At 70.9% G+C, this 13,424-nt stretch carries 19 protein-coding genes; 1 reads left to right on the top strand and 18 read right to left on the bottom strand.

The window, feature by feature from the left end; translation table 11 throughout:
* The 18 genes from AC0AIB_RS30030 to AC0AIB_RS29945 form a co-directional block, all read right to left on the bottom strand.
* Positions 1-1,190, bottom strand: a 1,190-nt coding sequence (locus AC0AIB_RS30030) for a tyrosine-type recombinase/integrase (protein WP_465097965.1), incomplete at its 3' end; no start/stop codon positions are given.
* 17 nt (positions 1,191-1,207) lie between these two features.
* Positions 1,208-1,417: a helix-turn-helix domain-containing protein gene (locus AC0AIB_RS30025; RefSeq protein WP_454220892.1), complete on the bottom strand. Its 210-nt coding sequence runs from the start codon at positions 1,415-1,417 to the stop codon at positions 1,208-1,210.
* Positions 1,418-1,842: 425 nt separating this feature from the next.
* Positions 1,843-3,402 (bottom strand): hypothetical protein, encoded by a 1,560-nt coding sequence (locus AC0AIB_RS30020; RefSeq protein ID WP_465097964.1) that lies wholly within the window; start codon positions 3,400-3,402, stop codon positions 1,843-1,845.
* The gene (locus AC0AIB_RS30015) at positions 3,399-4,403 is read right to left on the bottom strand and encodes a bifunctional DNA primase/polymerase (RefSeq protein ID WP_465097963.1); all 1,005 of its coding nucleotides are present in this window, start codon (positions 4,401-4,403) and stop codon (positions 3,399-3,401) included. Before AC0AIB_RS30015 ends, AC0AIB_RS30020 begins: the two co-directional genes overlap by 4 nt.
* Before the next feature lie 99 nt (positions 4,404-4,502).
* Positions 4,503-4,802 (bottom strand): hypothetical protein, encoded by a 300-nt coding sequence (locus AC0AIB_RS30010; protein ID WP_465097962.1) that lies wholly within the window; start codon positions 4,800-4,802, stop codon positions 4,503-4,505.
* Complete coding sequence (locus AC0AIB_RS30005) at positions 4,802-5,434, bottom strand: DUF4326 domain-containing protein (RefSeq protein ID WP_465097961.1); 633 nt, start codon at positions 5,432-5,434, stop codon at positions 4,802-4,804. The genes AC0AIB_RS30010 and AC0AIB_RS30005 overlap by 1 nt, the downstream gene beginning before the upstream one ends.
* Positions 5,431-5,715 (bottom strand): hypothetical protein, encoded by a 285-nt coding sequence (locus tag AC0AIB_RS30000; RefSeq protein WP_465097960.1) that lies wholly within the window; start codon positions 5,713-5,715, stop codon positions 5,431-5,433. The genes AC0AIB_RS30005 and AC0AIB_RS30000 overlap by 4 nt, the downstream gene beginning before the upstream one ends.
* A 389-nt stretch (positions 5,716-6,104) precedes the next feature.
* A complete protein-coding gene (locus AC0AIB_RS29995) occupies positions 6,105-8,312 on the bottom strand; it encodes a cell division protein FtsK (protein ID WP_465097959.1) in 2,208 nt (735 codons plus the stop codon).
* Positions 8,313-8,418: 106 nt separating this feature from the next.
* Positions 8,419-8,637 (bottom strand): hypothetical protein, encoded by a 219-nt coding sequence (locus AC0AIB_RS29990; protein WP_465097958.1) that lies wholly within the window; start codon positions 8,635-8,637, stop codon positions 8,419-8,421.
* 106 nt (positions 8,638-8,743) lie between these two features.
* Positions 8,744-8,932, bottom strand: coding sequence for a hypothetical protein (locus AC0AIB_RS29985; protein ID WP_465097957.1), 189 nt, complete (start codon positions 8,930-8,932; stop codon positions 8,744-8,746).
* The gene (locus AC0AIB_RS29980; RefSeq protein WP_465097956.1) at positions 8,929-9,069 is read right to left on the bottom strand and encodes a hypothetical protein; all 141 of its coding nucleotides are present in this window, start codon (positions 9,067-9,069) and stop codon (positions 8,929-8,931) included. Before AC0AIB_RS29980 ends, AC0AIB_RS29985 begins: the two co-directional genes overlap by 4 nt.
* Before the next feature lie 95 nt (positions 9,070-9,164).
* Positions 9,165-9,356, bottom strand: coding sequence for a hypothetical protein (locus tag AC0AIB_RS29975; RefSeq protein ID WP_465097955.1), 192 nt, complete (start codon positions 9,354-9,356; stop codon positions 9,165-9,167).
* Between the two features lie 92 nt (positions 9,357-9,448).
* Positions 9,449-9,883 (bottom strand): DUF3307 domain-containing protein, encoded by a 435-nt coding sequence (locus AC0AIB_RS29970; RefSeq protein ID WP_465097954.1) that lies wholly within the window; start codon positions 9,881-9,883, stop codon positions 9,449-9,451.
* Between the two features lie 92 nt (positions 9,884-9,975).
* The gene (locus AC0AIB_RS29965) at positions 9,976-10,137 is read right to left on the bottom strand and encodes a hypothetical protein (protein WP_465097953.1); all 162 of its coding nucleotides are present in this window, start codon (positions 10,135-10,137) and stop codon (positions 9,976-9,978) included.
* 15 nt (positions 10,138-10,152) lie between these two features.
* On the bottom strand, positions 10,153-11,346 hold the full coding sequence (locus AC0AIB_RS29960; protein ID WP_465097952.1) for a hypothetical protein: 1,194 nt from the start codon (positions 11,344-11,346) through the stop codon (positions 10,153-10,155).
* A gap of 17 nt (positions 11,347-11,363) precedes the next feature.
* Entirely contained in the window at positions 11,364-12,032 is a 669-nt protein-coding gene (locus tag AC0AIB_RS29955) for an NUDIX domain-containing protein (protein ID WP_465097951.1), read from the bottom strand.
* Positions 12,032-12,343: a hypothetical protein gene (locus AC0AIB_RS29950; RefSeq protein ID WP_465097966.1), complete on the bottom strand. Its 312-nt coding sequence runs from the start codon at positions 12,341-12,343 to the stop codon at positions 12,032-12,034. Before AC0AIB_RS29950 ends, AC0AIB_RS29955 begins: the two co-directional genes overlap by 1 nt.
* 71 nt (positions 12,344-12,414) lie before the next feature.
* The gene (locus AC0AIB_RS29945; protein WP_465097950.1) at positions 12,415-12,666 is read right to left on the bottom strand and encodes a DUF6284 family protein; all 252 of its coding nucleotides are present in this window, start codon (positions 12,664-12,666) and stop codon (positions 12,415-12,417) included.
* Positions 12,667-12,992: 326 nt separating this feature from the next.
* On the opposite strand from AC0AIB_RS29945, the gene AC0AIB_RS29940 reads away from it, so the two are divergent.
* Positions 12,993-13,406, top strand: a complete 414-nt coding sequence (locus AC0AIB_RS29940) for a helix-turn-helix domain-containing protein (protein WP_465097949.1) — start codon at positions 12,993-12,995, stop codon at positions 13,404-13,406.
* The last annotated feature ends 18 nt before the right edge of the window (positions 13,407-13,424 follow it).

Here is a 13,424-nt window from a genome sequence, read left to right as displayed (position 1 = left end):
AGCAGCCCGCCGACCCGCTTGGCGATGTCCCGGCGGACCTGGGCGGTGAGGTGTTGGTACCGGACCGCCATTGCCGAATTCGACCAACCCATGATGCCCATTACCGCCCGCTCGGCGACGCCGAGAATCAGCAGCACCGTGGCGGCAGTGTGCCGGGCGTCGTGCAACCGGCCGTCCCGTAGCCCGGCAAGCCGGAGCAGTCGTTTCCATTCGTCGTAGTCGGTGCGCGGGTTGACCGGGCCGCCGGTCGGCGTGGTAAACAGCCAGTCGCCGCCCTCCCATAGTTGGGCTGCCGTGACGCGCTCCTGATCCTGTTCCTCGTGGTGCTTGCGGAGCAGCGCCACCAACTCGTCAGGCAGCCCGATGCTGCGCCGACCGGCCCGAGACTTGGTCTCGGCGGTGTCGGCGCGCACCTGGCGACGGTCGGGGCAGTGCCCGCCGTGCTTCCGGCCGCACGGTGAGCTACATCCGTGCTTCCACCTCGGCCGCTGCCGGCCGCGCCGAACGGTCAGCGTCCCGGCGTCGAGATCGATGTCCGACCAGCGCAGGCCGAGCGCTTCGCCCTGGCGCAGACCGAGAGCGAGCGCGACCGCCCACCGCGCGCTGTTGCGCCGGCCCCGGGTGGCAGCCATGAGCCGTTGTACCTCCTTGACCGAGTAGGGCTCGATCTCGCTTTCCGGTAGCCGCGGAGACTTGGCGAGACTGGCGGGATTCTTCGCCAGGTGCCCCCGGCGCACCGCCTCGTTGAGCGCAGTCCGGATCGTGCGGTGCGCTTGGTGGGCGGTGGCCGGGGCGCTGCCATTGGCCTGCATCCGTCGGTAGAAGCGCTCCAGGTGCTCGGGCTCCAAGCGCTCGATGCGGTGGGCACCGAGACCGGGAATGAGGTGCCGGTAGACCGCAACCCGGTACCCGGCAAGGGTGTTCTCCCGGACGCTCGGGGCGGCGATGTTCTCCACCCAGTGCGTGAGCCAGGTCTTCACCGTCCAGCGCTGGCCAGCCCTGCGGACCGTCCCGCTGTCCCGCTCCCGTTCCAGGAGACGAACCTTCCTGATGACTGCGGCTTCCGTCTTGCCCCGGACGTGTCGACGGTCCGGAGATCCGTCGTCCTTCACGCCGACGGTCACCCGTCCGTGCCAGGAACCATCAGTGCCGAGGTAGATGCTCGACGCGCCGTTGGGCTTGCGTTTCATTCGTCAGGCTCCTTTCGTCAGGCGGCGTGGTCGAGTGGCGTCGGGTCGGCCAGGAGATCCCGCACGTACTCGTCGAGGCAGAAGGTGGGTACTCGGCGGAGACGGCCGATGGTGACGGTGCGGATCTGTCCGGCCTTGATGAGGGCGTACATGGTGGTGCGGCCGATGCCGAGTCGCTGGGCGGCTTCTTCGATGGTCAGGACGACGCGGTTGTCGGTGTTGGACACTCTGTCTCTCCCCGTGTTTCCGTGGCGTGTATCGACAGGAGCGGATAGAGCAGGTTGCTGAGAGCGCTGTAGCGCCAAGATCTCGGGCGGCATGGTGTTCGGCCATGCGTCGATCCGTCTGTGTGGCTCTCAGCGGGTCGGCGTGGTCGGGGCATGGGCGGCCGTGGGTGGTTCTGTGTGTGGGAGGGCTGAACCATCTCCGCATCTCCGCATCTCCGCAAGCATGGCTGTGAGCTGGGCGAATGCTTGCGGAGATGCAAAGTGGTGCTGAGGGGTCATCTCCGCAGAGGGATGTGATCTCCGCAGTGGTTTGCGGAGATGCGGAGATCGATGGTCTTCTAGGTTCTGATCTCCGCAGGGTGTTTCCGCTGGTAGAGCGGGGGTGGTGCGGCGTTGCGGAGACGCGGAGATGGTTCAGCGGGCTGTTATCCCTGGTGGTGCTCGACCCAGAACACCGACCGGTCGCCTCGGTCGTTTCTGCCGGCCCGGACGACGTGTTCCCCGCGCCACCGTCCGGCCTGGCCGGTAAGGAGTCGGCCGAGTTGTAGCGGGTTGGGTAGGCGGCCGTTGTGGGTGGTGATGAACTGCCCGTCCCACGGGTCGTTGATGTCGCTGCCCAGGTGCATGGGTTCGGCGTCTTGACGGAGTTCGGCGGCGGTCATGGGCCGGTCGCCGTGACGGTCGTGCCAGCAGGTGAGGAACGCCCGCCAGCGGGTTTCGTCTTCGTCGATGGTGCGGATGTCGGCGGCGTTGGACAGGAATCCGTCGATGCCGTGATGCGCCAGGAATCCGCCGAGAGCTTGTGCCCAGGGAGTGAACTGCCGCATCGACAGTCCGGTCACCCGTGGTGCTCCCCGTCGTGTCCAATCGAGGACGAGGACCAGGAGGTGCCACAGGACGGTGAGTTGGTTGGTCGGGTCGGTGATCCACTGGTCGAGGTGAGGGATGCCGAATCCGGCTTGGTCGCGCAGTTCGGGGCGGGGCATGTCGGGGTCGAGGCGCACCCGGACGGTGCGGGATGCCATATCGCCGCCGACTTGCAGGTTATTGCCGGTGGCCATCCATAGCCGGTCGTTGACGGTGGCGACGTTGCGGGATGCGCCCAACTGCCGGTCGGACCACACACCGGAGGTGACGAGCTGGGCGAGTACGGCGGAGTCGATGACTGTGCCCTCGGCGAGGTTGTCCCAGATGACCACACCGACCTGCTCCGCCAGTACCGCGGTGATGGACTTGCGGAGTTCTTCATCCGAGTAGGCCCAGGTCATGACCCGTTGCCCGTAGAGCATTCCCGGCCCGGCGGTCAGGATTGTCTTCCCCGATGACGGCATGGTCGCGTCGATGAGCGCGAACGGGGTCAGGGAGCGGGTGAAGTGCCGCAGGATCGGCGTGGCCAGCAGCGCCACGTAGTTGGCCCGGTCGGCAGCGGACGACCAGAGGAAATCACGCAGGAACCGGCCGAGCAGGAACGTGCGTGCCTCGTTCACCTGCTCGGGGGTGGGTTCGTCGGGCACGGGTGGCAGGGCGACTCGGGATGCCAGGTAGAGGCCGGTGGGTGGGTCGTAGCCGGGTTGCTGCAACAGGGTGCCGTCACGGCGTAGCACCGGGGCACCGATGATCCCGCGTAGCGGCGGCACGCCGGGCCAGGTCTTGCCGGCCAGCACCGACGACAGGATGTCGCGGGGTGGGGTCACCTCGTCTTCGTACATTTCAGGGTCTCCGGTGTCGCTCTTGCGGGTCTTGAGGCGGTAGACGTAGGCGTGTTCGGCGAGCAACCCGGCCAGGCCGGCGGGGTTGACCATGCTCGCGGACACGGGCAGTGGGGAGTCTTCGTCGGCGGCGGTGGCCAGGCCACCGGAGACCGCTTCCATGTGGACCAGGGAACCGGCGGACACATACGTGTCCGGCAACAGCCCGTCGACCAGGGCGGCTTTGAGCACGCGGATGGTTTCCGGGCCGGAGCCGATCTGCAACCGCGTCGTCATGCCGCCGCCTTCCCGGCGCTGTTCAGACGGCGCGGGTTGCGCGCCCCGACGCGCAGCCCGGACGCGATCGTGCGCGCCACCTCGCCGGCCCGCAGCCCGGTCGACAGGGCCGCCGGTTCGAGGACGGCGTACACGTCGGCGTCGGTGAGCGCGCCCCCGGCGGCCAACTGCCCGAGCGCTACGGCGGAGGTGAACAGGGCGTGGTTGCGTTGCCCGTCGGGGGCGCCGGTGAGGTGGTCGACTTGGCGTCGGATCGCGGCGGCCAGATACCGGCCGCGCCGGTCCGGGGGCAGCGTCACGGCCGTGGGCCGGTAGACGGGCCGCGCGGCCGGTGCGAGCAGCCCGCCCAGCCATCCGGGCAGCGGCGCGGGTTCCACGTCGAGGGCGACGGCGTAGGGGCGGCCGGCGACGGTCGAGCCGGCGGCGACGACGTACCCGCCGTGGGCGCGGGTATCGACCTTCCACCCGAGCCCACCGCGTTCCCCGGTGGTGTTGCGCAACTGCGGGCCGGGGGCGGGGTGGCGGTAGTAGAGGTGGGTGCCGCCGCTGCCGGTGGTCACCGTGTGCGTGAAGGTGATGTCGGTGCGCGGCGGCGCGTCGGGGCCGAATCCGTCGAACGGGTCGATCGGGGTGCCGTGGCGGGCGGCGAGGGTGGCGAACACGTCCCACCCGTCACGCGCCCCCGCCCACTGCGGCGGCGGGGTGTCGTCGGCGTGCTTGGGTACGTCCAGGTCGACCACCACCAGAGCGGACGGCCCGCATGCGATGCCGATGCCGTAGGGGCGGGTCGACCACGCCCGGCGGATACGGTCCGGGTCGGTGGTGGCGCGTTGCTCCCACCCGGTGTGACCGGTACGGCAGCGTGGGTCGCGGCCGGCGCAGTCGTCGGCGGTGTGGTCGGGAAACGCGGGCCGCTTGTCGTCCGGGCGTAGCGGGAACACGTGCCAGCCGCGCGCGGCGTGGGCGAGCGCGGCGGCCAACAGCGGCGAAAGGTCGGGCATGACGGTCCTTCCAGGCACAGGCGTGCCGGTGGCCAGCACCGCGCGGGCGCTGGCCACCGGGCGGTGAGCGCGCGAAGCGCGCCGGTCAGGGGTTCGGGGTCAGCCGGCGCGCTGCCGATGGTCGGGGAACGGCAGCACGGTGCCGCCGCTGTCGCTGGCCGGGCTTGCGGGGCGGATGCCGCGCCGGGGCGGGGCAACGGTCAGCCGCAGATACAGCCGGGAACGACCGGCGTCGGTGCCGGTCAGCGACCGGCGGGTTCCCTGCCAGGCGATACGGCCGGCGGCGGCCAGGGCGCGGGCCGCGGCGTCGATTTCGAACGGGGTGCCGGTCAACCACACTTCGAGGCCGGACAGCGGCGCGTCGCGCCGGGAGGGCCGGTCGTCGCGGTTGCCGGCCATCACGCGGGCTTCCCGTTGGCGACCGACAGCAGCACGTCGGCGTGGCAGGGCTGGTCGAGGGAGCACCAGCAGGCCAGGGGCTTGCCGGCCAGCTCGGCGCGGACAGCGGCGGCGTACTCGGGGTGCTCGGCGACCCAGCGCCGGAACAGCGCGACCGCGCCGGCCCTGCTGGCGCGGGTGTTGTCGGCACCGAAGCGGTTGCCCCACCGGGAGGGGCGGCCGACGTAGACGGCCCCGGCGGGCATCCGCCATCCGGCGGTGCGGCGGCGCTGAATCCGGCGGGCCGCTGGTGGGGCGGGTTGCGGGTAGGAGGTGCCCAGACGGGCGGTGACCTTCTCGACACACGCGCCGATCACCTCTTGCGGGTGGTGGCCGATGCTGGCGATAGCGACCAGGGCGGTCAACACCACGTCGGCCAGTTCAGCGGTGACGTCGGCGGTGGTGTGGGTGATGCCCTTGCGGGGGTTCTGGCCGATGGTGCCGATCCATGCGGCGGCGGCTTCTCCGGCTTCCTCGGTGACTTTCAAAATGCGCAGCGAGGTTTCCTCACGGCTGCGGCCGTTGATGGTGTCGAGTCGGGCGGCGACCAGGGCGGCGACGTCGAACACGCCGGCTGCGGCATTGGGGTTCATCGGGTGGCCTTCCGTGGGTGGGGGCGGCCGGCGACGGCGGCCCGGGTGACGGTGTGCCGGAGATCGGTGAGTAGTCCGTGGAGCTGCCGGCGGGCGCGCAACTCGGTCGGGGCCAGGGCGACGCGTACGCGGATCTCGGCGTGGTCGCGGCCAGCGGCAGAGCGGACCCTGACGAGGACGGCGCGGCCATGGCCGGGCAGGTCGACCACGATCTCTTCGGAGCGGTGTTCGCCAAGTCCGCAGCGGTGGTCCCGCCCGCACCATCCGGTGTGGCCGGTCATGGGTTGCCTCGGCGGTGTTCGTCGTGGATGCGGTTGAACAGGTGGACGGCGAGGCGGATGCGGCGGCCGGTGGCGTCGCAGCGGGGGCAGGGGGACGCCCGGCGGCCGGTGAGGGTGCGCAGTCGGCCGGTGCCCCGGCAGTGCCGGCAGCGTCCGAACGGGCTTGCCACACACCGGGCGAGGTAACTGAAAGTGATGGCGGTGAGGATGATGCACGGGGTGCTAGCGATCATCGCGAGCGTGTCCACATGTGCCTCCACAGCGGGTTTCCGGGCGTAGAGCAGGGCGGGCGCTAGGTTGCTAGCGTCCTGATGGGGTTTGGTGTGTGGGGCTAGCGGTGCCGCTAGGTCTAGCGGATGGGGGCGCTAGACCTAGCGGCCTGTGACGGGTTATCCCGCCTTCCGCTTTCGGTCACGCTCGGTGATGGCGGTGGTGATGTCGTCGCGGTGGATGCCCTTGCGGTTCGCGCCCTTGCCGGTGGTGGGGTCGGTGCCCCAGACCTGCCGGCCGACGGGCACCCGGTGGGGTTTGAGCGCGGCGGCCAACTGGCCGGTCTCCCACCCGTCGTAGAGGTCGGGCCGGAGTTCGGCCAGTCGGGCGACGACGGTCTCTGACCACACCTTCGGCTCGGTGGCCGCGACGACGGTGAGGATGTCGTCCAACAGGGTGTCCGCCGTGCCGCCGGTTGGCTCGGGTGCCTGGCCGACGGCGTAGCCGGTCAACGTGCCGGCGGCCTGCCGCAGCGCGTGGGCGCGGGTAACGACCCGCTCGACGTGTTCGGTCGCGGCGAGGTTCGTCCGGACGGTGACGGCCTCTTCGACCGCACCGGAGTCGTCCGCGCCCAGCAGGATACCGACGCCCTTGTGAGCGCGTTGGAAGCGCGACGAGTCGTAGCCGGCCGGATACGACCCGGCACCCAACACCGCTTCGGACGACTGCCACGTCATCGTCTTGAGGGCGAAGCGGGTACCGATGTTGTCGCGCAGGTCGGTCGGCACGGCCTTCCCGTCGGGCTTCTGCGTGGCCAACAGGATCATGATGCCGACCGACGGGCCGACCTTGCACAGCTCGGTCAACAGCTCCACGATCTCCTTGCCGTACTCCGGGTGCCCGCTGTACCGCTGGAACTCGTCCACGGCCACCAGCACCGGCCACAGCTTCAGCGCCCGCTTGTCGGCGATCTGTCGGGTCACCTTCGACTCCGGGCACAGGTCCGGCGGCAAGGTCGAGATGGTGTCGTAGCGGCGGTTCATGTCCGCCACCAGGTCGCGCAGGTCATCGACCAGGGCGGCCACCACGTCATCGCGGACACCGAAACCGGCCCGGTGGGCGATGCGCTCGAACGCCCGCCAGTCCTGCCCACCCTTCCCGTCGTAGATGTGCAGCTCCACGCTGGCGTCCAGGGCGGCGGCCAGCACCGGCAGGCGGGCGGCGAACGTCTTACCCATGCGCGGGATCGCCCCCACGAGCAGGGACGTGAACATCAGCAGCAGCGGCACCGGCCGACCCCGCTGGTCCTGACCGAACGGGAACGGGGCGAACACGTCCACGGTGCCGGTGTCGATCAGCGGCCACAGCCCCGACGCCTTCGCGTAGGGGTCCTCATCAGCGACCCACAGCGACAGCCGGCGGGCCGACCCGCCGGTGCCGCGTACCCGCTCCGGCCACACCTGCACCTCGTCGAGGTCCAGGCCGGCGGCAAGGTCGGTGCGCTTCTTCACCGCCTTGTCGGCGTTCGTCCAGTACGGCAGGTCGACCACGGCCCGCCACCCCGGACCGTCACGCATGATCGGCATCGGGAACGTGATCGGGTCATCGGGCTTGCACAGCCCGGCGGCCAGGAACGCCCGCGTCACCACGTCCGCCGACAACCGCCGCGCCCGGGGCGTCACCGCCGCCACGTCCAACAGCGGCTTGTCCTTCGGCGACCCGGCCAACCCGAACACCGCCACGGCGGCGGCGAGCATCAACCACCGCTGCCACGACCCCGCCAACACGGCGAGGACGGCGACGGTGGGCAGGCCGAGCAGCAGCACCGCCGACACCACCAGCGTCCGCCACCGCACCCGCGCATCCCGCTGCCGTGACAACTTCAGATACAGGTCGGCGTCCTCACGACGCACGGCGGCCAACCGCACGGGGATGCCTTCCGCGTCGGTCGCCCACCGCACGGTCGCGCCGAGCATCCGCGCGGTGCCGAACGGGGCACGCCACGCCAGCCGGCCGGCGTACTTCGGCGTCCGGGTCAGGTGATACGCCGACATATGCGCGACGTGGGACAACGCCCACCGGCCGGCGGTGAGCAGCTCGCCGCGCGAACGTAGCCACGGTGGCACGATCGGCCGACGCAACGCCGACCGGTCCGCCAACACCGCCGCCAGCCCCGACGGCTCGGCAACCGCGGGCGGGTCCACCGGCGGCGGGGTGTCGTCGTCCAGGTCGTCGGCCTCGTCGTCCAGGTCCACCGCGAACGCCCGCACGTCAGGCTTGCGCCGACGGGCATCCAGGTCGACCACCTCAGCATCCGGGCCGCCCGGGTGCAGGTCGCGTTCGGCGGCCTGCCAGTCGAATCGGGGGTCATCGTGGGGGGACGTCATGATGGGGGTTCCTCCAACAGGTCCGTTGCTTTCGGGTCGGGTTGAGGGCCGGCGGCACGGCACGGTTTGCGAGGCCAGGGCCGTGCCGCCGGCCGGGGACGGGATGTCAGTAGCCGTGTCGGCGGAGGGCGTCGTATGCGGCGGCCTGGTCAGCCGGCGCGGCGGAACGGAAGGCCCGCTCGAACTTGGTCTTGGCGTCGCGGAACTCGCGGCTGTCAATGTCGCGGTCAGCGGCGTCGGTTTCGGCCATGCCGAGTTTGAGTAGGGTGCGCACCGCGTCCCGGTTGATCGGGGCGGGGGTGGGCTTCTTGCTGAACAGACCCATGACGGGGTGACCCCTTCCGGCGGCCAGGCGGTCTGGCGGCCACCACCGCCACCGGGTGATGAGCCGGTGACGGCGGAAACGGCCAGCGGTGCTGGTGGGGAAGGGGTCAGCGGCGGTCGCGGGGTGCGGCGCGGCCGTTGAGCTGCCGCCGCGCCCGGTCGACCTCCGGACGGTCATGCAGGGCCTTACGCTGCCGCTCAGCCTCTTGCCGGGCGGCCTTGCTGCCGGTGGCCGTGGCGGCGGCGTCCAGGTCGCGCCACCGCTCGTACGCGTTCGCGAACCGGTCGCCGCTCACCGGCCGTTCCGCTTCTCGGCTGCGGCCTGGTTGCGGTCGGCGGCCTGGCGCTGCGCTTCGGCCAGCTGGGCGAGGCGGGCTTCCCGCCGTCGGGCGACGATCTGGTCGTGGTGTTCGCGCAACTGTCGATCGGACATACTGGTGGTCCTCCCGAGATCCCATGCGGGTTGAGGGGTTGGACCGGCGGCACAGCACTGGTTTGCAGGCCGTTGGGCTGTGCCGCCGGGTGGGGTCAGTTGCTGGTGTGGCCCTTGAGTTGCTGGGCGATCAGCCCGTAGCGGATGCGCTCGTCTTCGTCCAGGACGACCGGCCGGCGGCCGGCGGCCCGCTCGTCGCGCGTCTGCCGGTCGAGGTGCTTCGGGTCGACCTTGACCTCACGCGAGCGGCCGTCGCTGTCTTCGCTGAACAGGTATTTCTTGCCCACGGTCGGGTTCCCTTCGGGTCGTGGGTTGCCAGGCGGTCTGGCGGCCCCCGCGCGGGCACCCGCCGGGTGGGGTGGGTGCCCGACGGGGGTGGTCAGACCGCGCAGAACAGGGCGGCGGCGAACAGCCAGCCGACGTGCCAGGACTGGTCGAGGGCGTACATGCCGCCGCCCCGGGTCAGCCAGTGCGGGTCCTTCCCGAGCGATTCGGCGAGTCGGCGTAGTGGGGTGCGCCGGTCGGCGATGTAGTGCGACACCGCCGACACCGTCAGGCCGACCGTGACGCCCCAGCCGTCGAGGCGTAGCCCGGTAGCGAGGATCAGGGTGGTCAGGGCGACGACGGCGGTCAGGGTGTAGGTCGCGACGTGCGCGGCGCACGCGAGCCGACCCGCCCAACCGGGCTCACCCTTGCAGTCGGCTTGGTGCTGGGTTTGTACCCAGTGGTCGGCGACCTGATGAGCGGCGTAGAGAGCGGCGAACACGGCCGCGAACACGGCGGCGTGCACACCGGTGGGGTCTGATGCGAGCATGGGGGTTCTCTCCTGATGTCGTTGACTGAGGGGTGAGGGCCGGCGGCACAGCACTGGTTTCCAGGCCATGAGGGCTGTGCCGCCGGGCGGGGTCAGGACTGGTCGGCCTTGTCCTGCTGGGCGGCCGACGCCTTGCGCTGCGCGATGGCCTTGTCGCTGAACCACGACGGGTTGGCCTTCTGCGCCCGCCGGTTCAGGTCATCGGCCTGCCGGTCGGTGATGGTGTTCGGGACCGTGGTCTTCTTGCCGAACATGGGTTCTCCCCGGGATCAGGCGGCGATCGGGACGGGGGTGCCGTTGACCGGCGTCGGTGCTGCGTGTGGTGCGGATGGTGAACCGGTCACGGGGCGGGGCCGGTGGCGCTTGACGGTGCTCACGCTGACCTGGGCGAGGTGGGCGATCCGCTCGTGAGTGGCGGTCGGCTCGGTGGTGTGCGCGGCGATGACCCGCTCAGCGACGGTCAACGACCGGGCCGTGGGCCGGACCGGGCGGACCGGTTCACGAACCGGCGCGGCTGATGCCGGGGTGACCGGCTCGGCGTGATCCCACGGGTCGACCGGGGTCTCTGCCGGTTCCTCCGGCGTCGGCTCGGCCGGCGGCGTGGTGACCTTCTCGGCCGGGTGGTCCTTGTCGGCCTGGCGGGCGGCAGCGCGGGCGGCCCGTTCCGCGTTGTAGCCCTCCCATGCCTTACGCGGGTCGCGTTCGTTGTGTTCGATCGACCAGCGGGCCGCCATCAGGGAGCGGATGGGGAACATGCGGCGGCGCTTCGGGGAGAACTCCACCCCGGCGTCGTCGATGAGGCTGGCGTCTTCGGCTAGGAGTTGCACGTGTTGTGCGCGGCGGGTGTGCAGTCCCCACAGCCAGGGGCTGAGTAGGGACAGCAGGGCGAATGCCACCGCTGCCGCTGTGGGGGCGGCCCCGTTGGCGAAGTGGGCGTAGTTGATGGCGGCGACCACGGCGGCGATCAGCCACGCGGCCCGGCGTAGGGACGCGGCAGTGGCGTGAGCCTTGAGCATCAATGCGTCGTGGGCGTGCCACTGGACGTAGACGGCGATGGACTCCAGGGCGGCGGAGAACGCCACCGCGAACGCCACACGGGACGGCCCGTTCCACGCGGCCGGGGCGATCTGGTCGTAGGCGTAGGCGGCCTGTGCGTATGCCGCGCCGCCGTTGATTAGCAGCAGCGGCAGCACCGGCCGTAGCTTCGCGCCGAATTCCGCTCGTGCCTGGCGGCGACGCTCCCGCGTCTCGGCCCGCTCGACACGCCGGGCGGCGTCGCGGCGGCGCCGCTCCTGCTCATCGGCCAGGGCTTGCCGGCGGGCGTGTTCGGCGTTGGCTTCCCGCTGTTCCCGGTCGAGCTGCGCCATCAACCGGGCACGCTCGACATCGGCCTGTGCGGACTCACGGCGGGCCGCCGCACGGGCGGCCAGGATCGCCGGGTCTTCCGGCGTACGACGAAACATCGCAGGTGTCCTTCCGGTCAGTGGTCGAGAAGGGCGGCGAGCAGGTCACGGTGAGCGGAGAACACGTCGCCGTCGTGGTAGTGGCGCAGGTGCTCGATGAGGTGCTGATAGGGCTGGGCGGGAAGCCAGGCGGCCTGGCGGGCGTCGTCGCGGCCGGTCACCTCGGGCAATGCGTCCCATCCGTGTCCGAGGTCGATGCGGACCGGGACGGTGACCATCCACGCCTCATCCGAGGCACGCGGATCGGGCACATACCGGGCCGGCAACGTGGTCACCCACGGGTCGGTGGGATCGGCAGTCAGCCCGGTCTCCTCGGCCAACTCGCGGAACGCCGCGTGCGTCGGGTCCTCTCCGGGGTCGACGTGCCCGCCGGGCAGTGCCCACCCGTGCCCGTCGCCGCGTTCGATGAGCAGTAGCCACCGCTGCCCGTGGACGTCGGCGGCGGTGACGATGGCGTCGGCGGCCAGGGCCTCACCCCAGTGACCGAGTTCGTTACGGCCGTACCGGATACCGGTCGGCGCGTAAGGGTTGACCGGGCGGCCGTCCACGAGGGGGAACGGAATCGCGGCGGCGGCCCGGCGGGCGGCCCAGTCGATGCGGGCGGGGTCCATTTCCGGGTCGGCCCAGGATGCTCCGGCGGTGATGCCGGCCAGGACGGACGGGTGGGTGAAGGTGCGGGAGGTCATCAGGCCACCGCCAGCGCGGCGAGCCGGTCAGCGGTCGACGGGTCGAGCGGCCCGGCGGGGTCGGTGTACTCGGTGGCGGTGGCGTAGAACTCCCAACCGTGCCACGTCGGATAGGCGTTCATCTGCCGGTACGGGAGACCGTCAGTGGTGGTGCCGTCGTGCTCGCCGGTCAACATGTCCGGGTCGTTGAGTCCGGCCAGATGCAGCCACGACTTCAGGGCGGCGATGCTGTCGAAGGTGACCGACAGCGACACGCCCGGGGTGTGAACCCGGATGTCGGTCGGGTCGGCGAGCAGGATCAGTTCGGCCATGACGGCGCGACGGGACTTCTGGACAGTCACTCGGAACTCCTTCAATACAGGGGTGAGCACTGAAAGGGACATCAGGCCGCGCGGTGCGGGTCGGTGCGGGCGTGGCCGGCGAGGTCGGCGGCGGCGCGGGTGACGCGCGCCTCGGCCCGCCGGAGTCGACGCCAGTCCAGGGCGGTCGGACCGCCCTGGTCGATGGCGTTGAGGAGGGTGATCTCGGCGTCGAGCGCGTCCATCTCGGCAGCGATCAGAGGCCATTCGGCTTCGATCGCAGCCAGATCGGCGGGAGTCGGTTCGGTGGTAACGGGAGCGAGCTGCTTCCGCACGGAAGACCTCCAGGTGGAGTCAGTGGAGAGCCCGGCGGCGCTGGGCAGGAGCGCTCGCGCCGCCGGGCTGGCGATGGATTGAGGTGGCACGGTCACCTGAGCCGTGCGCGGCACCTTTTCGGTGGGAGGTGCGGCCCGATTCGGTTGTCAAAGAACAGGTGCGCAGCGGTCCGTGGGCGCGCAGCGCCGCGAGGCGCTGCCTTCCCCGGCTACCAACCGGCGGTGTAGCTGATTTCAGTGCTAAAATTAGCGCTGAAGTTGTGCGATGTCAACGAGGGTGGGGGACTAGGATCAGCGGATCAGGCAGTCAGACAGGGAGGCGTCGGGTGGAGGATTGGCAGGCCGTGGCCAGCGCCATCAACAACCGGATGGCCGAGTTGCCGCTGACTCAGCAGGAGTTGGCCGAGCGCTCCAAGGTCTCGGTAGCGACGCTGCGAGAGCTGCAATACGCGACGGCGACCCGCAAGCGTTCCGCTCGTACGCTCGCTGCGATCTCTCACGCGCTCGGCTGGCCGGACGACTACCTCCGCGCCGTGCTGACCGGCACCACGCCGCCCAGGGGCAGCGGGGGAGTTGGGCCGGCGGACAGTTCGTCGCTGGTGCTGGCTCGGCTGGATCAACTGCACGCCGAGGTGCGGCGGCTCGCGGATGCCGTCGAGCGGATCGGGGTCGATGTCGGTCATGGCGACAAGGACACCAGTTCTGGACGCGCACCCGAACGCCGTTCGCCAGCCGGGTAGACGCAGTTCACTAGGCAC

This window comes from Micromonospora sp. DSM 43699, from assembly GCF_055517075.1.
The sequence above is the reverse complement of the archived record's forward strand: the minus strand, read 5'-3'. Positions and strand labels throughout refer to the sequence as shown.